Raw genomic sequence first — 26,334 nt, forward strand, 5'->3', positions numbered from 1 at the left:
GGATTTTTGGCGCAGACAAGCTTGGTCCCAAGCCCGAGCGAGGCCACACGAGCGGAGATGAATTTGTCCGACATACGCGAATTCATCCGTGCTGGTCGCGCCGAGCATAAATCGACTCTCATCGTCACCGGCGGCACACTAGTCAACGTCGCTTCGGGTGAGATCTATCCGGCCGACGTCGCCGTCTACAAGGATCGCATCGTCGCTGTCGGAGACGTCTCGGAGTACCGCGGCCCCGAGACCGAGATGATCGATGCTACTGGTTATTTCCTCTGCCCTGGCCTGATAGACGGCCACCTCCACGTTGAATGTTCCAAGATGTCGGTAACTAGCTTCGCCAAGGCGGTGGTGCCGCTCGGCACCACTTCGATTGTGTCGGGCCTGGACCAGATCCTCGTGGTGTCCGGCCTGGAAGGCGCCCGCGAATTCCTCGACGAGGCCAAGGCAACCCCTCTCAAGATCTTCTGGGGCGCACCATGCAAGACGCCCTACACACTGCCTCGCTCCAACGTCGGCTATTATTTCGGACCGGACGATCACCGCGCCACCCATTCCTGGCCGGAATGCGTCGGCATATGGGAGACGGTGCGCGAGTTCGTCGACACGATGGATGAGCACGTTCTGCAGGCGGTCGAGATCGCCGAAAAGAGCCGTCTGCCGATCCTCGGCTGCTCGCCGATGTGTCGCGGCAATCGATTGAACAGCTACCTGCAGGCCGGAGTGCGCTCCGACCACGAGAGCTACACTGCGGACGAGATGCTGGAGAAGCTGCGCAAAGGCATGCATGTCGTCATTCGCGAATCTTCGATCTCCCATTTTCTCGAAGAGAACCTGCGGATGGTCACCGAGATGGGAATAGCCGCGACGAGCCGGGTCAGCTTCTGCACCGATGACGTGGTCGCCTCGGATATCCTGGCCCGCGGCCACCTCGACAACATGATCCGCATGGCGGTCGCGATGGGAGTTCCGCCGCTCACCGCCATCCAGATGGCGACCATCAACGGCGCCGAGGCGCTGCGCATCGGCCAGAAGGTCGGCTCGATCTCGCCCGGGCTCGCCGCCGATATCCTGCTGGTCAAGGATATCGCGGACTTCCATGTCTCAGGTGTCATCGCGAAAGGCAAGCTGGCCGCTCGCGACGGCAAGCTCGTGGACGATCTTGCGCCGCCTGCCCGCAGCGCCGTTGTCACCAACACATTCAAGGTAGCGCCGGTTTCACAGAAAGACCTATTGGTGCGCGCGCCCGGAGCGGGCGACAAGGCGGCCGTGCTGGCGATCGCCGTTACGCCCGAGAGAATATTCGTACGCACGCGACGTGATGTCGTGCTCCCGGTCCGCGACGGCTATATAGACGCGGATCCATCACAGGACGTGCAGTATCTCACCGTCGTCGAACGCTACGGCCGCACTTCCCATCGGCCGGTCGCGTTCGCTTCAGGCTTCGGACTGCGCTCCGGCGCACTCGCCACTTCGACGGCGCCTGATGATAACAACATCGTTTGTGTGGGCACCAATCCCCACGACATGTCGTTGGCAATCAACCACATTATCGAGAACAATGGCGGCCAGGCGGTGGCGGACGGCGGTCGGATCGTGTCATTCCTGCCGCTGCCAATCGGCGGAATCGTATCGGACATTGATCCTCCAGAGATGGCGAAGAAAGAGCAGGAGCTCGACGCCGCCGCGCGCGCGCTCGGCTGTAGGCTGCCATGGCCTTTCATGTACATGTTCGTGCTGCAGATCACCGCGATTCCCGATTTCGCGATAACCGATCTCGGCCTGATCGATTGCATAAACCTGACGGTGGTCGATCCGTTAAGCCGGCTTCATGACTGGGAACGCTAGAAAAGGGAGGGAACCATGCTGAAAAACCTTGTTGTCGCTGTTTCGCTCGTGGCCGCGACGTGGCTGTGGGGCGGCCGCGTACAAGCCGAAGAGCCGACCAAGCTCAGGATCGCCGGCATTCTTTCGGCGGGCAAGGAAGCACCGTGGGAATCATCCTTCGTGAGTTCCATGGACCGGATCATCGCCGCCAAGCCCCACGGCCTCGACATCGAGGTCAATTATACCGAGAACGTTTACGACAATGCCGAGCAGGTGTTCCGCACCTATGCTGAGACCGGCGACTACGACATCTTGTTCGGCGACACCGCCTATGCAGATGCGATCGAGAAGCTGAAGGACGAATTCCCCGATACGATGTTCGTCATGAGCGGTTCGGGCAATCGCGGACTCGGCGGCAATGCCTATTGGATATTCGTCCACGCGCACGAGCCTGCCTACGTGATGGGGCAACTGGCCGGCAAACTCACGAAGTCGAATGTCATCGGCGCCATCTCCACCTTCCCGGCCGAAGATACCAACGATCAGATCAATGCCTTCTTCACCGGCGCCAAGGAAGCGAACCCAAAGGTGAAACAGAAGATCACCTTCATCCAGTCCTGGTTCGATCCGGCTAAATCGAACGAGGCGACCTCGGCGCAGATCGCCGCCGGCGCGGACATGATCTACCAGATGTCGGGCGCCTTCGAGGTTTGTGAGGAGCGCGGCATAGGCTGCTTCGGCAATTATGTGGACATGTCGAAAGTGGCGCCGAAGTCGATCGTCGCCTCCACCATCGTCAAATGGGATCCGCACATTAATTGGATCATCGATGAATGGTGGAAGGCAAAGACCATGAACGCCAAATTCGACGCGCCGAAGGAACCAAGGTGGTTCAGCTGGCAGCAGGGTTCGGGCGACCTCATCCTCAATCCTGCTTGGGAAGCCAAAATGCCCGATGACGTAAAGGCGCTTGCGGCTGAAACGGCCAAGGCCATCCAGAGCGGCGAGAAGAAAATCGAGCTCAATGTGAACGAGCCGAAATCGGACTGACGCCGGAGGTGGTGCCAAGCCGGGCCGATCCGAGATGAGCAAGATACCGCGCCTGTCGGTTCGGCACCTGACGAAGCGTTTCGCTGCGCTTGCCGCCAATGACGACGTCTCGCTCGACGTCATGCCCGGAGAATTGCATTGCTTGTTGGGGGAGAATGGCGCAGGCAAGTCGACACTGTCGTCCTGCCTTTATGGGCTCTACCAGCCAGACGCCGGCGAAATTCGGGTGGACGGCAAGACCGTCCAGCTAGGCTCGCCGGGCGAAGCCATCCGCGCCGGCATCGGCATGGTGCACCAGCATTTCGTCTTAGTGCCCAGCTTCACTGTGCTGGAGAATGTGGCGGTAGGCACGGGCTCCGGCTGGCGGCTCGGCCGGGCTGAGGCTCTGTCCAGGATCGAGACGATCTGCTCCACCTACGGCATCTCGCTCAACCCACACCGGCACGTCGGCGACCTTTCCGTCGGCGAACAGCAATGGGTCGAGATTGTCAAGGCGCTCTACACTGGCGCCAGACTGCTTATCCTCGACGAACCGACGGCGGTGCTGACGCCCGAGGAATCGCGCCGCCTGTTTGCGATCGTCCGGCGGCTCACCAGTGAAGATCTGTCGGTCGTGCTGATCAGCCATAAGATGTCGGAAGTGATGCAATCCGACCGGGTCAGCGTGCTTCGCAAGGGCAGACTGGTCGGAACGGTCGTAACCTCGAACGTCAGCCGCGACCAACTCACCACCATGATGGTCGGCCGCTCCGTTGCGGCGCCGGCGCGCGCCGCAGATGCGAAAGCGACCGGCGAGACGGTGCTTTCGGTGCGTGGGCTCACGCACCTGCGCGATGGAAGGCCCGTGCCGGACAACGCATCGCTCGACATCGCAGCCGGCGAGATCGTCGGCATCGCCGGCGTTTCCGGGAATGGCCAAGATGAGCTGTTCGAGTGCCTCGCAGGCCTCGCCGCGCCCGACGGCGGCACGGTCTTGCTCGATGGCGAAACTCTGCAGGCGTACTCACCGGCGACGATTGCTGCGAAAGGCATTGGCTACGTGCCCAGCGACCGCTTCCGCGACGGGCTCGTTGCCGATCTCGATATCGGCGAGAATCTTGTACTCGGCCAACAATGGCAAACGCGCTGGCGCAATGGGCCATTTATCGACACCGCGGCGCTCGACGCAAATGCACGCATGGTCATCGCTGCCTATTCGATTGCCGCAACCGGGCCGTCGTCACCCTCTCGCAAATTGTCTGGCGGCAACGCGCAGAAGGTCATCCTCGCCCGCGAGTTCGCCAAAGCGAAGCGGCTTCTGCTGTGCAACCAGCCGACGCGCGGCCTCGATGTCGGCGCCATCGAATTCGTCTACCGACAACTCCTGCACAAGCGCGACGAAGGCTGCGCCATCCTGCTTGCGAGCGAGGAACTGGAGGATCTTTTCGCTCTCAGCAGTCGTATATGTGTGATGTTTCGCGGCCGCGTCCTTGCGGTGCTCGATACGGAAAAAACCACCTATGACGAAATCGGCAGCCTGATGGCCGGCCATGGGAGCGAGGCTGCGGCGTGACCGGTTTCAACCTCGTGGAGTGGCGCCTCGAGCGCCGGCTGGAACCGCGGCCGACCGCGCGCATCGTTGCACTTGCTTTGGCGGCGATCGCGGCGATTTTGGTTTGCAGTCTGCTTTTCGCCGCCGCGGGCGCCAGCCCGGGTGCCGCCTTCACGGCTCTCCTGAAAGGCAGCTTTGGCTCGTTGCGCGCCGCCGGCGAAACGCTGGTCAAGGCAACGCCCCTGATCTTCACCGGTCTTGCTGCCTGTGTCGCCTTCCGCGCGCGTATCTGGAACATTGGCGCCGAAGGCCAGGTTTTTGCCGGCGCCATGTTCGCTTATTGGGCGCAGCACAATCTCACCGGCTTTTCGCCTTTCATCCAAATTCCTGTGGTTATAGTCGGTGGCATTGTCGGCGGCGCACTCTATGCCGGCCTTGCGGGCGTGCTGAAGACCCGCTTCTCGGTCGATGAGGTGATCTCGACCGTCATGCTCAACTACATCATCGTCTATGTCCTTTCGCTGCTGCTGCTGCGCGGCCCATGGAGCGAGGCGGGCGCCTTCTTCGAACAGACGCCGAAGGTCGATCCGGGCTCGGTGCTTCCGTTGCTGTTTTCCGGTTCACGCCTGCATTCCGGCTTCCTGCTGGCGATTGTGGCGGCTGGCTTGGTTCACATGCTGTTGACGCGCACACCGCTGGGCTATGAGATCAAGGCTGCCGGGTCCAACATGCGCGCGCTCGATGTACAGGGCACCAATACTCGAAGGCTGGTCATAGTTGTGCTTCTGGTTTCCGGCGCGCTTGCGGGGCTCGCGGGGATCACGGAAGTCTACGGCGTCCATTACCGCCTGAAGGCAGGCGTAATAGCAGGTTACGGCTACAGCGGCATCATCGTGGCCATCCTCGGCCAATTGCATCCGCTTGGCGTCGTCGTTTCCTCGGTGCTGTTCGGAGCGTTGCTCAACGGCGCTACGCTCATGCAGATCAAGACCGGCGTGCCCTCGGCGCTGATATACGCCATCCAGGCGATCCTGCTTTTGTTCTTCCTAGCTGGCTGGGCAGCGTGCAATTTCCGCCTGCGGAGGGTCGGCCGTGCTTGACGCACTCTTTCAAACCTCAATCCTGGTCAGTGTGGCGGCGGCCACCATCCGCATCAGCACCCCGCTCCTGCTCGCCGCACTTGGAGAACTCATCGCCGAGCGCAGCGGCGTCTACAATATGGGTCTTGAGGGCATGATGCTGATGGGAGCCTTCACCGGCTATCTCGCCGCCTATGAAAGCGGGTCGTTATGGCTGGGCGTCCTCGCCGCCGGATTTACCGGCGCGCTGATGGCTCTCGTCTTTGCCGTGCTGGTGATCACGCTGAAAGTAGAGCAGATCGTCACCGGTCTTGCCGTCAACCTGCTCGGCGCCGGCCTTTCCACATACTGGTTGCGTTCCGCTTTCGCTGGCGACGGCAAGACGCCGACCATCCCTTTCTTCGCCGATGTGCCGGTGCCAGGGCTGAGCGATGTTCCCGTGCTGGGCCCCATCCTGTTTGACCAGCGGGTGCTGACCTACATAGCCTTTCTGATGGTGCCGGCGGTATGGCTCTTCCTGTTCCGAACGCGTTATGGACTGATCGTGCGCTGCGCCGGCGACAATCCCAAGGCCCTCGATGTTAAGGGGGTAAAGGTCGCGCCGGTGCAATATGCCGCCGTGCTCTTCGGCGGCCTGATGGCGGGCGTTGCCGGCGCGTTTCTCTCCGTCGGCCAGGCGGCGCGTTTCGTGCCGGACATGACCAACGGGCGCGGCTGGCTGGCCATCATCATCGTCATCGCCGGCCTATGGCGCCCCTACCCGGTTTTCGTGGCGGCTCTGGTGTTCTCCTTCCTCGACGCGCTGCAATTGCAAATCCAGGGCGTCGGTATCGCCATTCCCTACCAATATATGTTGATGATGCCTTATGTTGCGGCGATCGTTGCGTTGATGATCCGTCGCTCGCGTACCAGCGCACCGGCTATGCTGGGCGTGCCGTACAGGCGGGAATAGGGTGGTCGGTTTTCATTCTGCTGCTGTAAGGCTGCCTGTACGTAGCTGCCATGCGGCATGGCCCAACCCGTGACAACGGCAGCAAGCTTCCAGCAAGATCGACCGCTTTGGTGAAGCCGGTATTGTAGCCCAACCCGCCCAGGCAGGGAGACCTGACCGTCAGTCACGGGACGTCACAGGGCAAGCAATTTGCCGCCCTGGAAATCTGGATCGTTGGAACTCGGCTATCCCGCTGATGGTTAGCCAGAAGGCTGCATAAGCCTCGCTCAGGAACGCCAGCCACCACTGCCGAAGTGACCTGAACTACGGAGCGTCGCCAGCAGGATGTTGGCTGCTCCGCGTTGATCAATCTTCGCTTGCTCACCAAGCGGAGACGCATTCCAGGCAGCCAATTCTGCCACCAAAAGAGCGGTATCCCCGTCTACCGATGCGCATCTAAGTTGTCCGTTCTTCCCCATCACCCTTCGGTTTTTTCCGCAGCGTCCGCCACACGATCACAGAACGGTCGATTGAGGCCTTCGATGTTGCCGAGTGATTGCTCAAACAAGGCCAATTCGACATGCTCTGCCACCATAGCTGTGAGAGTGCGCGCTAGCTGGCCCAATCAGCAAGACACCAGGACCCATTACCCACAGCAGCCACAGCTGGTCCCCTTTTTGCCTACTTAATGCCCCCCGTCAGACCGCGAGCCGGGCGACGGCCTCTATGGCTTGGTCGACCTCGTCCGTCGTGGTGTAGTGTGACAGACCCAGTCGGGCGACGCCGCCTTTTTTCGCGCGGTCCAAGCCTGCCGGAGGCTTCATGGCATAGAGTCGCCGGCCCAGCCGAAGATGTTTTTCCTCAGCCAGCGCGGCCGCGTTTTCCACCGGCGAGCGATTGGCCAGCGGCGAGGTGCCTGTTGAGCGGCAGATTCAGGGCCCTGATATCTGCGCACGCGGCACATCTTGCCCACCCCGGTTGATCGCCTAAATGTTTGGTCCCGGCATTTGCTGGAGCGGATTGAGTCTGAAGCGTTCCGGCTGTGACGCCCACGCCTTGCAGATGAACTCGTAGCGATCCTTCCGCAGTCAGCCTCCGGTTCAGCGGTCAGCTTCACTCCAATTTCTTCAAGCGATTGCGGGCCTCATCTATTCTCGGCACTACAATTGTCAGCCTACTGAATCCAGCATTCTCTTTATCACGGAAAATTTGAAGGTTCGCGCCTGCGACGCCACGCCATATGGATCAACCCCGGCATGGGACGGTCATCAGGCCCGGGTCGAACAGGTGAGTATAGAACTTCTCTCCACCGCTCATGCTTGGATGTTGCGAGTGCGTCGAAAATTCCATGGATTTCCGTTGTGCGCGTCCTTCCAAGTCACCAGCATCTGCAATTAGAGAACGTTTGGCTTCGTTCCAAGATGGTTCTCGGGCGGCAGCGCAAAGTCCGCTCGGCGCGCACACCATATGTGTCTCAGCTCGGCCCTTTTTTACTTTGCGTTGGATTCAAGGTGAAATTAGGGGACGCAAGCGAGAGGTCGGCTTTCGGCATCAAGCGGACTAAGCAGTCATTCAACTCCTGGCCTCAAGCAGCTCATGCACGCTCCACTTGACGGTGCGTGCCGCCCCAGCCGATGTCGGGTTTATCTATGTCGACGGCGAGACATGCCTTTGACCACGCTTATTGGGGGCGCCGACTGGCGAGCCGCTTCGCCATCATTAGCGATGGAACGGAAAAGAAACCATTCTGCATAAGACTGCTGCTTTTCGACGCACCTTTTCGAAACGTCGGAACGAGCGCTTTTCGCGCAGGCCTCGATGCCCCCATAGGTGAACCGGTTCCATGACGAGTCTGACAATACGCCACCGCATCCTCGTCAGTTTCGCTGCCGTTCTGGTGGTTATGTCCGTGATCGCCGTTATCGCGTACGCTTGGTTTCTTCAGGCGGAGCGGGAGGCAACTGAGGTCGAGAAGGGCATCCTTCCAGACCTCTATCACAGCACCGAGATCATGATGGGGCAGATGAAGGCACATAGCCTGCTTCAGGAATATGCCCTCCAGGACAACCCGTCGGATAAAAGCACGCTTGAAAGCACGATCGCGACCAATCGCGACCAAGTGCGGCGGTTGATGGACGAGTATGAAGCAACGATCGTCTCCGACATCGACAAGCAGAATTACGCAGTCGTCAAAGAACTCGCCAACCAATTTCGGCTGGCGGAAACTGCTGTGCTGGACACGAGCCGAGCTGCCTTGTCGAAAGGTGAAACTCCCAATGAAAGCCCGGTCATCAAGAACACGGTAGAGCCGATCTTTGTGAAATTGCAGTCCGCTCTGCAAGCCATGCTCGAGGATCACAGAGGCGAGGCAAACAGCGCGACGCAGCGAATCAGCTCAATCGTTAGCACGGCGGAAGTCGGTTTGAGCGTGGGCTTGTTGATAGCCCTCGGACTAGCCCTTCTTTTGGGTTACCAGCTGTTTCGCGCTGTCACAGCTCCGCTCACACGTTTGGTCGACGCGGTTCAAATGATACGGCAAGGCGACTTCAGCGAACGCCTCGATCTGAGGCGCCGGGACGAATTCAGCGTGCTTGCCGACGGCTTCAACGCAATGGCAGACGATCTCACAACTCTCATTGGTCAGGTACAAAGGTCCAGCATACAGGTTGGCACGTCGATAACTGAGATTGCTGCAACCTCCAAGCAGCAGCAGGCAACAGCGACTGAAATCGCCGCGACCACGACTGAGATCCGCGCGACAGCCAAGGAAATTTCCGCCACTTCAAACGAGCTGGTTCGCACGATGAACGAGGTCTCGACAGTTGCCGAGCAAACGGCTGCCGTCGCGGGCGGAGGGCAAGAGGGGCTGACCCGTATGGAAGGAACCATGCAGCAGGTCATGGACGCGGCGGGTGCGATCAATTCCAAACTCGCAATCCTCAGCGAGAAAGCTGGCAGCATCAATCAGGTGGTGACGACCATCACCAAAGTGGCCGATCAGACGAACCTGTTGTCGCTCAACGCTTCCATCGAGGCTGAGAAGGCCGGCCAATATGGCCGGGGCTTTGCAGTGGTGGCGACAGAGATCCGAAGGCTTGCGGACCAGACGGCCGTCTCCACTTACGATATCGAGCAGATGGTCAAAGACATCCAGTCGGCAGTTGCTGCCGGTGTGATGGGCATGGACAAGTTTTCCGAGCAGGTCCGCCGGGGCATGCACGAAATCCAGCAGGTCGGCGGGCAACTCTTCGACATCATCCAGCAGGTCCAGGGGTTGGTGCCACGTTTCGAAGTCGCCAATGAAGGCATGCAAGCACAAGCGATCGGCGCGGGACAGATAAGCGACACGCTAACCCAGCTAAGCGAGGCAGCTCAGCAAACAGTCGAGTCCCTTCAGCAATCGACGCTCGCGATCGACGAGCTCAATCAAGTCTCAGGTAGCATGCGAAGCAGCATTTCAAGGTTCAAGCTGAGAGCATAGCGGGCCGGCAGTAGGAGGTGATAATGCTATTCCTCGCCTTCAGTATGGGTTCGGATCGCTACTTGATCGATGTCCACCAAATTGAAGAGGTGCTGCCCTATATCGATGTGAAAGTTCTGCCGGGTGCGCCAACCGGTGTGGTCGGTCTGGTCAGTTATAACGGAATACCCATCCCTCTCATCGATGTTACTCTTCTTGCGCTTGGCCGGCCATCGGAGCGCCTATTGAGCACCCGGATCGTTGTTACGCGCTACCCGGCGCGAGATGGCGAGCAACGCCTGCTTGGGTTGGTCGCGGAACGGGTGACGGATACGGTCGAGCGAGACCCTGCCGACTTCGCGCCGTTCGGCCTCGAGCCAGAAACGCCGTCTTATCTTGGTCCGGTGGCTTCGGATGGCACGGAGATCATTCAGTGGGTCAAAGCGGAAGCGCTGCTTTCGGAAGAGATTCGTACCGCATTGCTCCGCCAGGCCGCGATGAGTGTTTAATGACCGGCGCAATAGAAAAGCTCCTGATGGAAACCATTGGACTGGACAGTGCCAGCGTTGGCCCGACAGTGGTCCGTCAGGCGGTCAGAGACCGGATGGCAGCGTGCCGGATTGCCAATCCTCAGGCCTATAGGGAACACTTGACCGGTTCCCCGCAGGAGCTGCAGGAGCTGATCAATGCGGTGGTGATCCCGGAGACTTGGTTCTTTCGCGACCGAGAAGCGTTCACGATGTTGGCGCGGCATGCGCGCGTGCACAAGCGTGCTCAGCCGACAAAAGTCTTGAGCCTGCCATGTTCAACCGGTGAAGAGGCCTATTCGGTCGCAATGGCCATGTTCGATGCCGGCTTTGAAGCGCACGAGTTCAACATCGATGCGGTGGACGTCAGTACCCGCAATATCGCGTTGGCTGAACGTGCCGTCTACGGGCGCAATTCCTTTCGCGGCAGCTATCTCGAATTCAGGGACCGCTATTTCGAAGCGGTCGAGGGTGGGTTGCGGCCCAGTGCTGCGGTGCTGAAACAGGTTCGCTTCAGGGTCGGCAACCTATTCGGTACTCGCGCAATTTTTGGGCAAGAGGTCTATGACATCCTACTCTGTCGGAATTTGCTGATCTATTTCAATCGCGAACTGCAGGATCGCGCATTGACCCGCCTGAAAGATCTCTTGGCCACGGACGGACTTCTTCTGGTCGGTCCCGCGGAAGCAGCACTTCCAAGGCTGCATGGCTTTATTTCCGCTGAATGGCCCTTGGCCTTTGCCTTCCTGGAATCGGAGCCCATCAAGGCCGCGGCGCCGACAACTGCTATCCCGGTGCGGACATCAACCCCGAAGCTCAACAAGAGCAAGCCCGTTCTTCCGCCACGACTGACCGTCGGCAAGGAAAACAGTGCGCCGGCCCTGGCCAAGCCCGTTGATCAGGTCTCGGAAAGCCTAGTCGCGGTTGAACGGATCGCCAATGCGGGTCGGGTAAAGGAGGCACAGGAGGTCGCCCTCGCCCATCTCGAGAAATTCGGTCCTTCCGCGCAAATCTTCTATCTGCTGGGCCTCGTTCAGGATGCGGATGGCGCTGCATCCAAGGCCGCGCAAAGCTATCGCAAGGCACTCTATCTCGCGCCAAATCATCGAGAGGCTCTGGTCCACCTGGCTTTGCTGCTTCGCAAGCAAGGCGACCACAGCGGCGCCGAGGCGCTGGCCGGAAGGCTGGTCCGGGTCCAGAAAAGGAGCGGCACCTGATGCCGGCTTCGACAAGGATCGCTCTGCCAGTGGAGCAGATTGAAATCGACGACTGCTGGCGGCGGATAGGCGTTCGGGGTGACAAGTCCTGTCCCCAACTGGAGCAGCATCTCCACTGCCGGAATTGCCCGACCTATAGGAAGATTGCACGGCGCCTCCTTGATCGTGCGGCGCCCTCGGCATATCGCGGCGAATGGCCTGATGACGCTGGTCGTGCAGCGGTCGTTTCAACGGACGATGAAGCGCTGCAGACGGCCGTTCTCTTCCGGTTGGGGAACGAATGGCTGGCGCTTCCAGCTGGCATTTTTCATGAAGTGGCTGAATCCCGTCCCGTTCATTCCCTTCCACACCGCAGGAATAGTGCAGTGCTCGGCATCGCCAATGTCCGGGGCGAATTGCTGATTTGCCTGTCGCTCGCTGAATTGCTCGGGATCGACGAACCCAAGGAGGAGGAACAAGGCAGACGAGCCAAGATATTTCGCCGCCTCGTCGTGGTGGGCGAGCGGGACAAGCGGGTTGCTTTCACGGTTGATGAGGTCCACGGCTTACATCGCTACCGCGCACGCGACACTCTCGCTGTGCCCGCTACGATCGGCAAGACTCTGTCGGCGGCTACTGTTGCCGTTTTGCCCTGGCGTGAACGGGCTGTTGGCTGTCTCGACCCGGGACAACTGCTCACGATGATGGATCGGAGCATGGCATGACAGATGAGGACTTCAGTCAGGTTTCGATGTTGAGCCTTTTCCAGGCCGAACTGGAGACGCAATCACAGGCTTTGACCTCCGGCCTTCTAGCGCTCGAACGCGATCCTGTCGCCACCGACGCCCTGGAAGAATGCATGCGGGCCGCGCATTCGCTGAAAGGAGCAGCCCGCATTATCGATCTGACGCCCGCCGTCAAAGTTGCAAATGCAATGGAAGATTGCTTGGTCGCCGCGCAACGTGGGCATCTGAGGGTACGCAAGGAGCATATAGATGCGCTTCTGCAAGGCTCTGACCTTCTGAAATTGATCGCATCGGGATCATCGAACGAGAGCGTCAACCCGGAAGTCGAAAGCTTTCTGGCGAAGTTCGAGGAACTGTCCCTCCCCGAGCCCGCACCCCAAGATTCGGCAGCTGATTTCGCAACCCCAGAGCATAGCCGAAAGGAGCCGGCGGCAACCTCGTCAGCGAACCCCCTTGTCGAGCCGAAAGCTCAAGCCCGAGGGAGCATCAGCTCAGATAGAATGGTTCGGGTGACGGCAGACAGCCTGAACCGATTGCTCGGTTTGGCCGGCGAGTCGCTGATGGAAGCTCGGCGGCTCAGGCCATTCGCTGACGGGCTGCTGCGGCTGAAGCGCCTTCAATCAGACATCGCAAGTGCGTTCGACAATCTCGATGCAGTGCTGCTGCCGGTCGCAAAAGATGCGGCTGTGGTGGAGGCGCTGGTTGAAACGCAGCGAAAGCTTCGGTTGAGCCAAGCCTTCTTGGCGGAGCGTCTCGATGAGTTGGATTCAGTCGATCGGAAAGCCACCGATCTTGCCAACCGATTGTACGAGGAGACGTTGGCGAGCCGGATGCGACCTTTTGAAGACGGGGTGAGACACTACGCAAGAACGGTCCGCGACCTCGGTCGTACACTTGGCAAGCAGGTGCGACTGGAGATCGTAGGCGGCTCGACCGGCATCGACCGCGATATCCTCGAGCAGCTGGATGCCCCCTTGGGGCATCTTCTGCGCAACGCGGTAGACCATGGGCTTGAACCGCCTGATGAGCGCCTCGCAACCGGCAAACCCGAAGAGGGACTCATCAGGCTCGAAGCGAGGCACAATGCCGGACTGCTGCAAATAGCCGTGGTGGACGACGGCAGAGGGATCGAGCTCTCGAAGCTGCGCGAGACTGTCGTCGCCCGGCAGTTTGCAACCAGGGAAAGCGCCGACGCGCTCAGCGAAACGGAATTGCTGGCATTCCTTTTTCTGCCCGGCTTTTCGATGAAAGTTGGCCTGTCCGACGTCTCCGGCCGTGGCGTGGGACTCGACGCAGTGCAGGCGATGACGAAGGAGGTCCGCGGAATCACGAGCGTCTCCTCGGAATTTGGTCGAGGAACCCGGTTTCAACTGCAACTGCCGCTGACGTTGTCAGTCCTGCGCACCTTACTCGTCGAAGTCGATGGGGAGCCCTATGCGTTTCCACTCGCTGCCATCTCCAAGACAATGAAATTGCAGCGGGTGGAGATCAACCTCCTGCAGGGCCGCCCGCATTTTCGCTTGAACGATCGACAGATCGGGTTGGTGACAGCGCGCGAGGTGCTGGATCGAGGAGAGTCTGCGTCCGAAGCAGAGGAACTCTCGGTCGTCGTGGTGGAAACGGGTCGGGGGGACGCCTACGGCGTAATCGTCGACCGTTTTCTCGGGGAACGCGAACTGGTGATCAGACCTCTCGATTCCCGGTTTGCCAAGATCAAGGACATCAGCGCAGCGGCCCTGATGGAGGACGGTTCGCCTGTTCTGATCTTCGACGTCGATGATCTGGTTCGATCGGTGGAAAAGCTTGCGTCGTCCAGCGGATTTCGAGCCCTTCGGCGAGCCGCGGGCGGTCCCGGACCGAGCAGACGCAAGCGCGTGCTGGTGATTGACGATTCACTCACGGTTCGCGAACTCCAGCGCAAGATGCTGGGCAATCACGGTTATGACGTCGAAGTGGCAGTCGACGGTATGGACGGGTGGAATGCCGTCCGATCTGGTCCTTTTGATCTCGTCGTCACTGACATAGACATGCCGCGCATGGATGGTATCGAACTGGTGAGCCTGATCAGAAAGGACGTCCATCTCAGGAACACACCCATCATGATCGTTTCATACAAGGATCGGGAAGAAGACCGCTCGCGCGGGCTTGACGCCGGTGCCGACTATTATCTGACCAAGAGTACCTTTCAGGACGAGGCGCTGATCCATGCCGTCGTGGACATGATCGGCGAGGCGACTGAATGAGATCGAAATTGGCGACCAACGAATGAGAATTGGCGTAGTCAACGACATGCCGATGGCGGTTGAACTTCTGCGCCGGCTGGTCATGTCGACCGGCGAACACCAAGTCGCATGGATTGCGACCAATGGGCGTGAGGCGGTCGAGGTCTGCAGACGTGATCTGCCGGATCTGATACTCATGGATCTAGCGATGCCAGAGATGGACGGGGTGGAAGCGACCCGCAGAATCATGGCGGAAACCCCATGTTCAATCTTGCTGGTGACAGCCAGTATCGAAGCCAACGTCGCCGGCGTCTACGAAGCGATGGGGCATGGCGCGCTCGACGCCGTCGATATTCCCTCAGTAGGCATCGAAGGTGATGCGTCCTCGCAATCCGCACGGCTGTTGACCAACAAGATAGCAACGATCGGCAAGCTGATCGGCGATGCGCCGGGCAAGGCAAGAAGGAGGATGTCCCGTGCGGCTGAGCCGACAGCTCGACGGCTAATTGCAATCGGTGCCTCTGCTGGCGGGCCGGCCGCCGTTGCCGCAGTCCTGAGCGCGTTTCCCGTTGATTTCGCCGCCGCCATCGTGCTCGTACAGCATCTCGATGCCCAATTCGTTCCAGGCCTTGCTGATTGGCTCGGCCAGCATACGCCTCTCCCGATCCGTCCAGCGCGGGAAAACGATAGTCCTCAAGCGGGCACCGTTCTCATTGCCAGTTCCGCGGATCATCTGGTTTTCAAGTCAGCTCAGCAACTTGGCTATACGCCTAGCCCCGAGGACAGCGTTTATCGGCCGTCCGTAGATGTGTTCTTCGAAAGTGCCGCGCAATGGTGGCCTGGCTCGGTGATTGGAGTCCTGCTCACAGGCATGGGCAGGGATGGTGCGCACGGGTTGAGACAGCTCCGCGACAAGGGGCATCTCACAATCGCGCAGGATAGAGCAACCAGCGCCGTCTACGGCATGCCGAAGGCCGCCGCCGATGTCGGCGCGGCTGTTGATATTCTTCCTTTGAGTGCGATCGGCTCACGCATAATCGAAGCCCTTTCAGCGCTCCAGGTGAAAGGGTTCGTCCGATGACGCTAGAACCACAGCTGGTCCCACCACTTGCAGATAACTATTCATCCATGGTTCTGCTCATCGATGACCAGATCATGGTTTGCGAGGCGGTCAGGCGCGCTCTAGCCAGCGAGCCTGATATCTCGTTACACTTCTGCACCGACCCATTGAGAGCGATCACGGTCGCCGACGAGGTAAAGCCAACCGTCATCCTGCAGGATCTCGTCATGCCCGGGGTCGATGGGCTGCATCTGGTGCGAGAATACCGGAAGCATGCTTCGACACGCGCGGTACCAGTCATTGTGCTGTCGAGCAAGGAAGACCCAGCCACCAAGGGCGAAGCGTTCGCTGCGGGAGCGAACGATTATCTCGTAAAGCTTCCGGATCGTATCGAGCTGATTGCACGCGTTCGATATCACACGCGGGCCTATCTGGATCACGTCCAGCGAGAAGCTGCATACCGAGCGCTAAGGGAAAGCCAGCGACAGCTGATCAGTGCTAATCTCGAGCTTGAACGTCTGACGCGGATCGATGGCCTGACGGGCCTCGGCAACAGGCGCTATTTTGACGAATATCTGGCGTCTGAATGGAAGCGTGCTTTTCGCGCACAATCCCCATTGTCGCTGTTGATGATCGATGCCGACAACTTCAAACGATACAATGATACCTATGGCCATATGGCCGGCGACGAGGTGCTCAAGCAAATCGCCCGCGTAATCCAGAGCGGTTCCGGCCGTTCCACCGATCTCGCTGCGCGGTACGGAGGCGAAGAGTTCGTCATCGTGCTGGTCGACACTTTACTGGAACAATCCAGTGCGATCGCAGAGCAGCTCGTCCAGAGCGTGCGGGAGCTGAACATACCCCACGGCTCGGATCGCGTGACCATCAGCGTTGGCGTCGCAACAGCGGTGCCCACCGAGAACGAAACGCCGAAGGATTTCGTCAATGCCGCCGATCTGGCTCTTTTTCGTGCCAAATCGGAAGGACGAAATCGTATTGCGCTTCAGATGTCCCGCGCTTGACGAGTGGCTAGGCAAACTGTTGGGCCATGCAAGCCGTATTGCCGGTCGTGAGCTCATGGCGGCAGGATGCTACACTTTCGCCAATTGCATGATAGCGGACGTGCTGCGGCCGCCGACCTGTCGGCCTATCCGAATACCGCAGCAGGCTCCAAACATTCGAAAATACGTTGAATGCACCCCGCTCGCCGGCCTTCAAGAAGGTCTATGCCGACCAGCTCGCTCATTCCGCGGTTGGACATCAAAAACTCATCGCCAATAACTGCTTGGCGTCGGTTCTGGGTGGGAACATGCGAGTTCTCCTGTTCGCTCGAATCTCTTGGCTCGTCGGGGCCAGCTCAATGACTGACCTGCGGCGCAAAGCTACTGTTTAGTGTAACAGCTCGCGAGATTGCATTTGGCTGAAGCGGGCGCCGCGGTTCTGCTCTGACAGGAGCGTGGACCGCAAGCAGTTCGTTCCACTCCACCGAGTTTTCTGCTTGAATACCTCTAAAGCCATCCATGGAGGCCCCTTCCATTCTGAATGATCCCTTCGCCCCCTTACGACAGCGTTTCCTGGCTCGGTGCGCCACTCAACTCGCGGAGTTGAGGGCGGCGCGTCAGAGAGGCCCGTCAGTGGGCTCCAACGACACCCTGATTCCCACCGCGCACTCGCTCGCCGGGGCCGCGGGGACATTCGGGTTTGCGGAGATCAGCGCGCGGGCATCGGCGTTGGAGACATTGCTGATCGAGCAGGCGGACGATGGGGCCTCGCACGCCGCACTCGATGCGCTTATCACGGAGATCGAGCGGACGCTGAAGTGACTCAGCAGACGGGGCTCACTTCTTCGCGCCGCCCAGGCCGGTCCTGGTCATCTCACCCCAGCTCTGGTCGGCCCGAAGAAATTGCCACCAGCCCTTCACGCGCCAGAAATTGTTGAGCTGGCGGTAGCCGAAATTCTCGATCACGGCGACCGCCGTCAATACCGCGAGGTCCCTGGCGCGGGGAAAACGCTGCAACTCGGCCTCTTCGAGAACGAGGGAGCATACGCTCACGCAGACGCCATAGGTGAAGATGAGCGAGGTGAAGGCCAGAAGATATTCGGCCGAAAGGACACCGAGCAGCCAGAAGGCGGGGATGAGGATATAGCCCAGCACCTCCGCCACCGGTCCCAGAACGTCGACAATGAAGATGTGGCCGAAGCCGAGAAAGCCGACGCGGCCATAGCGCGGGTTGAAGAGCATGGAGCGGTAGCGGAAGAAGCATTCGAGCGAGCCGCGCTGCCAGCGCGTGCGCTGCCGGGCAAGGACGCTCAGCGATTCCGGCGCCTCGGTCCAGCACACCGGCTCCGGAATGAACTGGATGCGGTATTTGCGCTTTTTATCCCGCATATAGCGGTGCAGCTTGATGACGAGGTCGAGGTCCTCGCCCATCGAACCCTTGGTGAAGCCGCCGACCGCCACCACTTCGGCCCGGCGAAACATGCCAAAAGCGCCGGAGACCAGCATCAGTGTGTTGATGCGGCTCCAGGCAAGCCGCGCCATCAGGAAGGCGCGCAGGTATTCGACCACCTGGAGCAGTGGCAACAGACGGCGTGGCAGACGGACCTCGCGCACCCTGCCTGCCTCGATCCTGGAGCCGTTGGCGATGCGGATCGTGCCGCCGACGGCAATGGTGCGCTCGGGGTCGTCGATGAATGGCTGGGCGGCACGCATCAGCGCGTCGGGCTCAAGGATAGAGTCGCCGTCGATGACACAAAAGAGCGGCGCGCGACAGACATTGATGCCGGCGTTCTGGGCGTCGGCCTTGCCGCCGTTCTCCTTGTCGACGACGAACAGCCGCTCGGTCGTCGGTGACGAATAGAGGCCGCGGATTGGATTGTGCGCGAGCGCCTCCTCATAGGGCCGATGGAACTTTACCAGCTTGAACGCCTCGATGAGGCGCAGCAAGGTCTCGTCTTTCGAGCCGTCGTTGATGACGATGACCTCGAAATTGGGATATTCGAGCGCCAGCATGGAATGGACGCTCTCGACCACGTTCAAGGCCTCGTTGTAGGCGGGCACCAATAGCGCGATCGGCGGCGCGACATCGCCATAGCGGTGCCAAAGCAGCGCCGAGCGCGCGACCGGTGGGCGCTTGGACAATGCATAGCCGGCGACGATGAGCTGCAGGAGGTATATCGTCGTCTGCGCCAGCCCGGCCCCGATGATGAACCAAGACAAGATGGTGGCGGCAAGAACGATCTCGTCGCTCCAGTCGGCGATCATACGGCCGGTCCCTCGGCAAGAATGAGCGAGGCGGTGCGCTGGCTGCGCGAGACCTCACTGTCGGCAATCTGGCGCAGCAACCGCTCTCCCGGCTGGCCGAAGGAGCGCAGCGCGTTGGCGGCGGCATAGCGCACGTTCCACACCTCGTCGCCCATCAGCTTGGATAGCGGCCGGCCAAGTTCGGCGAGGCCCAGGCGGCCGGCGGCATCGGCGGCCGCGCTGCGTACCTCCCAGTCGCCTTTTGTCATCGCGGTCGAGAGGATCGCCGGCGCGTCGGCATTTCCGGTGAGGCCGAGCGCCCGCAGTGCCGCCGCGGCAACCTCGGACGAGGCGTCGTCGGCCAAGCGGGCGAAGAGATCGGCGAAGCGGAAGCCGCCGGCGCGGGCCAATGCGTCGATCGCGGCCGCCCTTATGAAGGGCACGGCGTCGGCGCGCGCGGCATGGTCCGCCAGTTCCTCCAGGCGCGCGTGCGGAAAGCGCCTGAACAGCTCGATCAGGCGTCGCGAGCGCTGCCCGGCCACGCCGATCTTGCGCAGCGCAATGCCGAGCGGCGGCAGGCTGTTCAGATCGCAGAGCGCTATGGCGACGGCGATCCTGACCTCGCGCGAGCGGTCGTGGTTGAGCGCGGAAAGCAGGCTTGCCACCGCACCTTCCGAGCGCAGCGCCGCCAGCATCTCGGCCGCATGGATGCGTTCGGCGCCGTTGCCCTTTTCCAGTTGCCTGCCGACAAGGGCCGGCAGGCCACATTCCTTGAAAGCAGCAAGGACATCGTCGTGCTCCTCGCCGCGCAAAAGCGAAATGAACTCGAAGCCGGTATTGATCGCCACGCCTGCCGATACCGAAAGAATGGTCGTTTTCAACACCTCGCGGTCTCGGTTCTCGGTGAAGGCGATCAGCGCAGTCAGAAGCTGACGCCGCTGGTCGGCCGCAGCCTTGCTCCGGCGCTCCTGCAGGACGCGTCTCGCGATCAGGAACAGCATGATCACCAGCGAAAGAGCGCTGAGCAGTATGGAGAGATCCCAGATGTACCACATGGTCAGAACCGCGCGGTCAGGCCGAGACCGAATGTATTCCGGTCGAATCTCGGTCGTTCTTCATGCGCGATGCTGGCGCGCAACGTCAGCGGATCGCTGATGTCCCAGGAAACACCACCAAACACCGTGCGCGTCGGCACCAGCGTGCCGTCGGAGATTTCGGGAGCGTCGGCATAACCGCCGAACACGTTGAAGTGCGGTGTCGCAGCAAGGTCGACGCGAAGCACATAACCGTCTGCGCCCGTGCCGATATCATCCTGCGCATGAACCCAGCGGGCGGAAAGCCCCAGGCGGCCGTCTAGGATAGAGGTCTGCACCCATGGCGAGATGCTGGTGACATTTGTGTCGGCGAAATTGTCGTAGCGGGCGTCGATGTTGAGCGAAAGCGGGCCGAACGCCTTTGCCGGCGCCATGACCTGCCACGAAGCCCCGGCGCCGATCGAATAGCGCGCGAGGAAATCAGCGTCCGGCGTTGCCGCCGCCAGAGCATAGGCAGAGAACGCCGGCGAGAAGGCCTGGTCGATACGACCTTCGATCTGGACGTCGGTGCGGCCGAAGCGTGTGGCCAGCCGGGTGCGACCGGAAATCGTGGTGCGCGGCGACAGCCGATAGGAAAGGCCAGCCGAACTGTCGGTCCAGTCGCCGAGCCCGCTGGTGAGATCGCTCACCTCGCTGCCGAGGTCGAGCCGCCATTTGCGCGGCGGCGGCACGGCCAGCCTTTGCTCGATATCGAAAGAGCCAGGCTCGACGGCGAGCGCTTGGCTGTAGGCATCCCGCGCGTCCTCCTCTTTACCCTCGGCGCGGCGCACATCGCCGAGCCCGACCAGCGCCTCGGCATTGCGCGGATCGGCCGCAAGCACGCGCTGGAACGACTGCCCGGCCCGCGTGTAATCGGCCTCGAGCAAAGCCACTCTCGCATCCAGCTCGAGCGCCTCGACATTGCCTGGCACTGAGGCCAGCACGCCATCGACCAAGCGGCGGGCGCTCGGCGCGTCGCCCCGCCAGATCGCCAGGCGCACCTTGCCGAGCCGCGCGTCGAGAAGGCCCGGCTTGATCGCAAGCGCGCGGTCGAAGAAAAGCCCCGCCTCGTCGAAGCTTTGGCTGGAGCCGACGACCAGGCCAAGGGCGACGAGGATGTCGGTGTTCTTCGGCGCCAGTCCCAGTGCCCGGCGATAGACTTTCTCCGCCTCGGGCAGCTTTCCCGCCGCTCGCAGGCGTCTGCCCTGCTCCATCAGACCGGCGACGGGATCGCGCCGCCGGCTAGTCGGTTTCTTTGTCGGCGCCGGAACCGCGGGAGACCGTCTCACCTCACTGCCGGCGGCTTGCTTCGCCTTCTGGATATTCGCGATAAGCGTGGCGGCGTCAGCGTTGCTGGGCTCGGCCCGCAGGGCCGTTTCGGCTAGCGGAAGCGCGGCATCCAGATTGCCCGAGCGGAACTCGACCTCAGCCATGCCAAAGCTGGCGTCCCGATAGGTTGGGGCCAAGGACAGGGCATTGGAAAAAGCGTCGCGCGCTGCCGACAGATTGTCGCGGCCGAGTTCGGCAAAACCGAGTTGCACCAAGGCGTCGGCGTTATCGGGTTTAAGCGCAAGGGCGCGCCGTAAAAACTCCACCGCCTCGTCAAAATGCTGCGCTTGCCTGGCCTTGACGCCGAACTCGTAAAGTTCATCCACCGTCTGCGCCAGCACCGCGCCCTGGGGCGCAGCGATCGCCAGGATCAGACATGCGCCAAGGGCTGCGCACCGGCAGCGCCGCATCAGCGTTTCCCGCTCTTTCGCGCGAGCAGACGCGCCAACCGCGCCAGAAGCTCCTCGGGGATGAATGGCTTCACAAGGTAGTCGTCGGCTCCTTTTTCGAGGGCCGAGACGATGTCCCTTTCGCCCTTGCGGGCGGTCAGCATGACGACCGGGGTTTCGGACAAAGCCGGATCGCCCTTGATGCGGGCAAGGACCTCCAGGCCGTCGGCCTTGGGCATCATCGCGTCGAGCACGATGATATCCGGCGCCTCATGCTCTGCCTTCGAGAGCGCTTCCGCCCCGTCTACTGCTTTGATGACCTCATATCCCTTTGCCCTGAGCCTGAATTCCATCAGCTCGATCAACAAGGGATCGTCATCGCAAATCAGAACTCTTGCCTTCGCTCCGTTCACCAGCCTTGCTCCGGTTCCGTCGCCCCCCGGAGTGATCCCATGAACCGACATCCGCCAATGCGGTCCATGCAGACAGAAATATTCGTCTCGACTCTCTCATCGACGTCCGCCGATGCCACACGATTATAGACAACCTGATTCGCTGCGCCTGCACCTCGGCACAATCAGTAGATGAATAAGGCGACATGGTATAGGAGCCCTGAACGGCATCGCACAGTGTGCAGACAAACTGCGCTCGGTGGCCAAGCCATACGTCGGCTCAGGTGCGCGATAGAAGCAATCTTTTGACTTCACCGGCAAGCGCAAGCGGGTCGAAAGGTTTGGCGATCACCCCCACCGCCCCCATAGCCAGATAGCGTTCGACCTCATGCGTCTGGGTGCGCGCGGTGATGAACACCACGGGTATCGACGCCGTCGGCCGGGACTCGGCCAGGCGCCTCAGCGTCTCCGGTCCGTCCAAGTCCGGCATCATCACATCGAGCAGGATGAGGTCGGGCCGCCATTCGGCGGCATCGGCCAGCGCCTGCATGCCCGAAGAACAGGATCGCACCTCGAATTCCGGCTCGAGCTCCAGCGACATCTGGGCGATTTCGCGGATATCGTCCTCGTCGTCTACATAGAGGATCCTTGCGGGCATTAGCATCACTCCTTGGCGTGCGCGGCAGGCCGAGTGCCATTGCGGGACGAAACCAACATGTTCCGTACCAACTTTGCCACATCGATTTCCGACGCTCTGGTCTTGGTCATGATCGCCTGCACCCGATCGCCGAGCTTCTGGTCGAGTTCCGCCGCCGAGAACACGATGACCGCAGTCTCGAGCGGCAGATCGGTCAGGAGGTCGAGGCCCGATCCGTCGGGAAGCGCGATATCCAGGATGACTAGGTCGAAGCGATGGCGGGCGATCGCCTCCTGGGCCTGCTTTAGTGTCTTCGCCGAGGTGATCGAGACGCCCGAACCCAGCCCTTCTGACATCACCGCAAGCACGCCCTCATCGTCTTCGACATGCAGGATTTGTGGCTTCGGCTCGACCCTACGGCCGACGATCTTGGCAAGAGCGGCGTGAAGCCGTTTCGAATCCACCGGCTTCTCCAGCCAGTCGACGATGCCGACGGCGCTGCCGTTCAGCGAGCGCCTGGCCTCGTCGGCGACGGCGGAGATGACGATGACCGCAATGTCGGAATTCACCGGTGATGCCCGTATGTCGTGGAAGAGCTTGATTCCGGATTCCCCCGCCAGCTTGATGTCGAGCGTCAGCGCCACGTAGTCGCGCGAGCTCAGCAGCGCCTTGGCGGTGTCGATATCGGGCGCGACGTCGCTGGCAAAGCCTTCTGCATCGAGAAGTGCTGCGATCACCACAGCAATGTCAGGCTCGTCCTCGCAGATGAGGACACGCAGGCGGCCATCGCGCTTGCGCGCCCGGCGCTCGACCGAAACCGGCTTCTCGGTCTGCCTGTGCGCTTCGGGGAGGTCAATGTGAAACGAGGTTCCCTTGCCTTCCTCGGTTTCGAAGGAGATGCCGCCGCCCAGCTTTTCAGTGATGGCCTTGACGATGCTCAAGCCCAGGCCAGTACCGCCTATCTTGCGAGTGCTGGAGGCGTCCGCCTGCTCGAACTTCCCGAATATGCGACTGCGGAACGCCTCGGGGATGCCAGCGCCCTGGTCCACGACCGAGATGCGCAGCATATCGGGGGCACGACGATGGAGTTTCACCGTGACGATGCCATCAGTGTGCGAGAACTTGATCGCATTCGACAGCAGGTTGGCCATCACCTGATGCAGGCGATCCGGATCTATGTTGGCTTCGGCGCGCGGGGCATCGTCGACCAAGACGATCCTGATTCGGCTGTCGGCCATGTAGTTGGTGCTGGCGGCAATCGCCTGTTCCAGGACCGGGCGGACAGCCATCTGCCTGATCTTGAAGGTGATCACGCCAGATTCGATCTTCTCCATATCAAGGATGTCGTTGATGAGAAGAACCAGCCTTTCACTGTTGGTGTGGGCGATGTTGACGAGATTGGCGGCCTTGGGCGGCAGTTCGCCGGCGACGCCGGCCGCGATCAAACCAAGTGAGCCGCGGATGGAGGTCAGTGGGGTGCGCAATTCGTGGCTGACCGTCGAGATGAAATCGTTCTTCAGCTGGGCATTTCGCTTTTGCTCGGTGATGTCGCGATTGTAGGTGATGACGCCGCTGATCTTGCCGGTCTCGTCGCGGAACGGTGCCTTCAGCGTGTAGAGCCAGCCTTGTCTGCCGTCCGGGAAAACCGCCGGCTGGTCGATGCGCAGCGTCTGCCCGGCTTCCAGAGCGCCCATCTCATCCTGCCGGAAGCGCTCGGCCACGTCCTTAGAGTAGAAATCGAAATCCGTCTTGCCGATAAGCTGTTCGACCGAAGCGGCGCGCATCATTTCGGCAGTGGCGGGATTGGCGGCGATGAACCGGCCGTCGACATCCTTAATGTTCAGGCAATCCGGGAGTTCGCGGACCATGGCCCGGTAGATCATGTTGGACATCGCAAGATCGCGCCGCCGCTGCTGCCGGTCCAGCAGAACGCTTATGAGGACGGTGCTGAGGAAGCGGAACACGAGTGATGGGAGTGTGCTCTGCTGCACCAGGTCGGCAACGACTTGCGAGGGGATGATCAGGAGCGTGATCAGCCCGGCGAAAGCTACCGACACGCCGAGTCCGAATATGTCGAACATGGTGCGAGACCGGGCAGTAACGATGTGGTGCCACGCAATACCGACTATAGCGGTGATGAGGATCCCCACGACACCGACGCTCGCGCCCTGTCCACCGAGATAGATGCGATAGGCAATGGAGCCGGCAGTAGCGATGAACATCGCCGGCCATCCACCGAAGAACGCGGCAGCCGCAATGAAGGCGGCGCGGAGATCGACGACGAAGCCGGAGACGGACAAGCCCGTCGCCATGGAAATGATCGCGCCCATGCACATGACCACGCCAAGAACCAGCGACTGCATCCGCGTCGACAGACGCCCGGTGAAGTCCGCCACAAGATCCCAGGCGACCACGAGGATGGAGACCAGGGCAAGATTGGCGAGGAGTGACTGCCAGAACTCGGTCATGACTTTCCCGCTCCTTTTCCCGATAGATACCGCCAAAACCTATCCGAGGTCTAAAGAAGCTACAGGCTCCGGCCCTCTGCCAGTTGAGGCTCGCTGCTCGAAGTCGCGTCGGTGGTTAATCCGCGCGTCGACAGCCCTCTGGCCGAGCCTGCCATAGCCCGGGCGGAACCATCCTCTCCGCTCGCGGTTTGGGCGAGCAACCCAAAGGGAGAGCTTCATGACACAATCGCGCGACTGGTTGATACAGTGGCTGAGAGACGCTCACGCCATGGAGGAGCAGGCCGAGACGATGCTCTCCGGGCAACTGTCACGCCTCGAAAGCTATCCGGAACTCCGCAACCACATCCGTCAGCATCTCGACGAGACGCGGCAGCAGGCCTCGCGCCTCAAAAGCTGTCTTGACCGGATCGGAGAGGGATCCTCCGCGATGAAAGACGCAGGCGGCAAGCTCACCGCCATGGCCCAGTCGATCAGCGGCGTGTTTGCCGGCGACGAGGTGATGAAGGGCTCGCTCGCCAGCTATACTTTCGAGCAATCTGCGCGAAGAGGAAGCGATGGCGGATTGGCTCAAGAGCCACCTCGCCGAGACGACGCAGATGTTCCTGTCTCGCGCCGCGGCCGACAGCGATGCCGCGAAACGGTGACGCCCAAATGGCGCGGGCGGACTTTTTTTCTGGCGATCGGGTCCGCTGGGCGGCTCTTGCGCCGGCCGCTGGGTCTTAGTCGCAGCTAAGACCCCGCTTCTCCTCCCACAAGAGCGGACTCTTGTCTCGAGTTTATGATCGGCCGCGGATTCGTCAGGGCAGGGGTGGGGCAACATGAAGCGACTTCTGTCAGATCTCGCCGCAATGGCTGAGCCCGGCTTCTGGGTCGCCCTGAGGCTTTTGGCGCTGCCTTACGCAAGTGGGCGTATTCGTCCTCATTAAGACATGCCGGTGCCTCTGATCGCTCAGGCTTCCAGCCGCCCATGCGCGGACCTTAATACACCATCGTTGAGAGCACTTTCGGGTCTCACTGTCATGATCGCAAAGGGCCCACGTGACCGACGAGGTGGGGATGCATCGACCGATGAAGTTGCAGGACGCGTGTTGAGCAATCCGCTCGGTGTTATTGCGGGGTTGCTCCCATTCTTGCGCGTGGCGCACCATATTAGCCATTTGACGGGCGCAGATGCC

At 60.9% G+C, this 26,334-nt stretch carries 20 protein-coding genes and 1 pseudogene; 14 read left to right on the top strand and 7 right to left on the bottom strand.

The window, feature by feature from the left end; translation table 11 throughout:
- Nucleotides 1-63: 63 nt before the first annotated feature.
- Genes LB545_RS29330 through LB545_RS29350 form a run of 5 tightly spaced genes read left to right on the top strand, consistent with a single transcriptional unit; the run spans nt 64 to nt 6,436 of the window.
- The gene (locus LB545_RS29330; RefSeq protein WP_140500717.1) at nt 64-1,845 is read left to right on the top strand and encodes an adenine deaminase; all 1,782 of its coding nucleotides are present in this window, start codon (nt 64-66) and stop codon (nt 1,843-1,845) included.
- Nucleotides 1,846-1,860: 15 nt separating this feature from the next.
- A complete protein-coding gene (locus tag LB545_RS29335) occupies nt 1,861-2,874 on the top strand; it encodes a BMP family protein (RefSeq protein WP_140560696.1) in 1,014 nt (337 codons plus the stop codon).
- A gap of 34 nt (nt 2,875-2,908) precedes the next feature.
- Nucleotides 2,909-4,426: an ABC transporter ATP-binding protein gene (locus LB545_RS29340; protein WP_224706205.1), complete on the top strand. Its 1,518-nt coding sequence runs from the start codon at nt 2,909-2,911 to the stop codon at nt 4,424-4,426.
- Nucleotides 4,423-5,505, top strand: coding sequence for an ABC transporter permease (locus tag LB545_RS29345; protein ID WP_224706206.1), 1,083 nt, complete (start codon nt 4,423-4,425; stop codon nt 5,503-5,505). Before LB545_RS29340 ends, LB545_RS29345 begins: the two co-directional genes overlap by 4 nt.
- A complete protein-coding gene (locus tag LB545_RS29350) occupies nt 5,498-6,436 on the top strand; it encodes an ABC transporter permease (RefSeq protein WP_140525725.1) in 939 nt (312 codons plus the stop codon). The genes LB545_RS29345 and LB545_RS29350 overlap by 8 nt, the downstream gene beginning before the upstream one ends.
- A gap of 266 nt (nt 6,437-6,702) precedes the next feature.
- Here LB545_RS29350 and LB545_RS31260 read toward each other — a convergent pair.
- Nucleotides 6,703-7,010: pseudogene (locus LB545_RS31260) on the bottom strand (hypothetical protein).
- Between the two features lie 1,248 nt (nt 7,011-8,258).
- Here LB545_RS31260 and LB545_RS29355 point away from each other — a divergent pair.
- The 8 genes from LB545_RS29355 to LB545_RS29390 all read left to right on the top strand — a co-directional run bounded on the left by LB545_RS29355 (nt 8,259) and on the right by LB545_RS29390 (nt 17,449).
- Nucleotides 8,259-9,896, top strand: coding sequence for a methyl-accepting chemotaxis protein (locus LB545_RS29355; protein WP_140500721.1), 1,638 nt, complete (start codon nt 8,259-8,261; stop codon nt 9,894-9,896).
- Nucleotides 9,897-9,919: 23 nt separating this feature from the next.
- Nucleotides 9,920-10,384, top strand: coding sequence for a chemotaxis protein CheW (locus LB545_RS29360; protein WP_140500722.1), 465 nt, complete (start codon nt 9,920-9,922; stop codon nt 10,382-10,384).
- On the top strand, nt 10,384-11,619 hold the full coding sequence (locus LB545_RS29365; protein WP_140500723.1) for a CheR family methyltransferase: 1,236 nt from the start codon (nt 10,384-10,386) through the stop codon (nt 11,617-11,619). The genes LB545_RS29360 and LB545_RS29365 overlap by 1 nt, the downstream gene beginning before the upstream one ends.
- Nucleotides 11,619-12,323, top strand: a complete 705-nt coding sequence (locus tag LB545_RS29370; protein ID WP_140567913.1) for a chemotaxis protein CheW — start codon at nt 11,619-11,621, stop codon at nt 12,321-12,323. The genes LB545_RS29365 and LB545_RS29370 overlap by 1 nt, the downstream gene beginning before the upstream one ends.
- Nucleotides 12,320-14,587 carry a hybrid sensor histidine kinase/response regulator gene (locus tag LB545_RS29375; protein ID WP_140672559.1) on the top strand — a complete coding sequence of 756 codons (2,268 nt, stop codon included), beginning with the start codon at nt 12,320-12,322 and terminating at the stop codon, nt 14,585-14,587. Before LB545_RS29370 ends, LB545_RS29375 begins: the two co-directional genes overlap by 4 nt.
- Nucleotides 14,588-14,609: 22 nt before the next feature.
- Nucleotides 14,610-15,647 carry a chemotaxis response regulator protein-glutamate methylesterase gene (locus LB545_RS29380; protein WP_140500726.1) on the top strand — a complete coding sequence of 346 codons (1,038 nt, stop codon included), beginning with the start codon at nt 14,610-14,612 and terminating at the stop codon, nt 15,645-15,647.
- 47 nt (nt 15,648-15,694) lie between these two features.
- A complete protein-coding gene (locus tag LB545_RS29385; protein WP_281405958.1) occupies nt 15,695-16,648 on the top strand; it encodes a PleD family two-component system response regulator in 954 nt (317 codons plus the stop codon).
- 498 nt (nt 16,649-17,146) lie between these two features.
- Nucleotides 17,147-17,449 carry an Hpt domain-containing protein gene (locus tag LB545_RS29390; protein ID WP_181165450.1) on the top strand — a complete coding sequence of 101 codons (303 nt, stop codon included), beginning with the start codon at nt 17,147-17,149 and terminating at the stop codon, nt 17,447-17,449.
- 15 nt (nt 17,450-17,464) lie between these two features.
- Here LB545_RS29390 and LB545_RS29395 read toward each other — a convergent pair whose 3' ends face one another.
- The 6 genes from LB545_RS29395 to LB545_RS29420 all read right to left on the bottom strand — a co-directional run bounded on the left by LB545_RS29395 (nt 17,465) and on the right by LB545_RS29420 (nt 25,159).
- Entirely contained in the window at nt 17,465-18,892 is a 1,428-nt protein-coding gene (locus LB545_RS29395; RefSeq protein WP_181171776.1) for a glycosyltransferase family 2 protein, read from the bottom strand.
- Nucleotides 18,889-19,926, bottom strand: a complete 1,038-nt coding sequence (locus LB545_RS29400; RefSeq protein ID WP_140657137.1) for a HEAT repeat domain-containing protein — start codon at nt 19,924-19,926, stop codon at nt 18,889-18,891. The genes LB545_RS29395 and LB545_RS29400 overlap by 4 nt, the downstream gene beginning before the upstream one ends.
- A 2-nt stretch (nt 19,927-19,928) precedes the next feature.
- A complete protein-coding gene (locus tag LB545_RS29405) occupies nt 19,929-21,683 on the bottom strand; it encodes a YaiO family outer membrane beta-barrel protein (RefSeq protein WP_224706207.1) in 1,755 nt (584 codons plus the stop codon).
- Entirely contained in the window at nt 21,683-22,075 is a 393-nt protein-coding gene (locus LB545_RS29410) for a response regulator transcription factor (RefSeq protein WP_140500730.1), read from the bottom strand. Before LB545_RS29410 ends, LB545_RS29405 begins: the two co-directional genes overlap by 1 nt.
- A 259-nt stretch (nt 22,076-22,334) precedes the next feature.
- A complete protein-coding gene (locus tag LB545_RS29415) occupies nt 22,335-22,712 on the bottom strand; it encodes a response regulator (RefSeq protein WP_140500731.1) in 378 nt (125 codons plus the stop codon).
- Between the two features lie 5 nt (nt 22,713-22,717).
- Nucleotides 22,718-25,159 carry an ATP-binding protein gene (locus tag LB545_RS29420; RefSeq protein WP_140518215.1) on the bottom strand — a complete coding sequence of 814 codons (2,442 nt, stop codon included), beginning with the start codon at nt 25,157-25,159 and terminating at the stop codon, nt 22,718-22,720.
- A gap of 217 nt (nt 25,160-25,376) precedes the next feature.
- Here LB545_RS29420 and LB545_RS29425 point away from each other — a divergent pair, with 217 nt between their 5' ends.
- Entirely contained in the window at nt 25,377-25,892 is a 516-nt protein-coding gene (locus tag LB545_RS29425) for a ferritin-like domain-containing protein (RefSeq protein ID WP_411971096.1), read from the top strand.
- The last annotated feature ends 442 nt before the right edge of the window (nt 25,893-26,334 follow it).

It is taken from the genome of Mesorhizobium sp. BR1-1-6 (assembly GCF_020165355.1).
Lineage (GTDB): Bacteria > Pseudomonadota > Alphaproteobacteria > Rhizobiales > Rhizobiaceae > Mesorhizobium.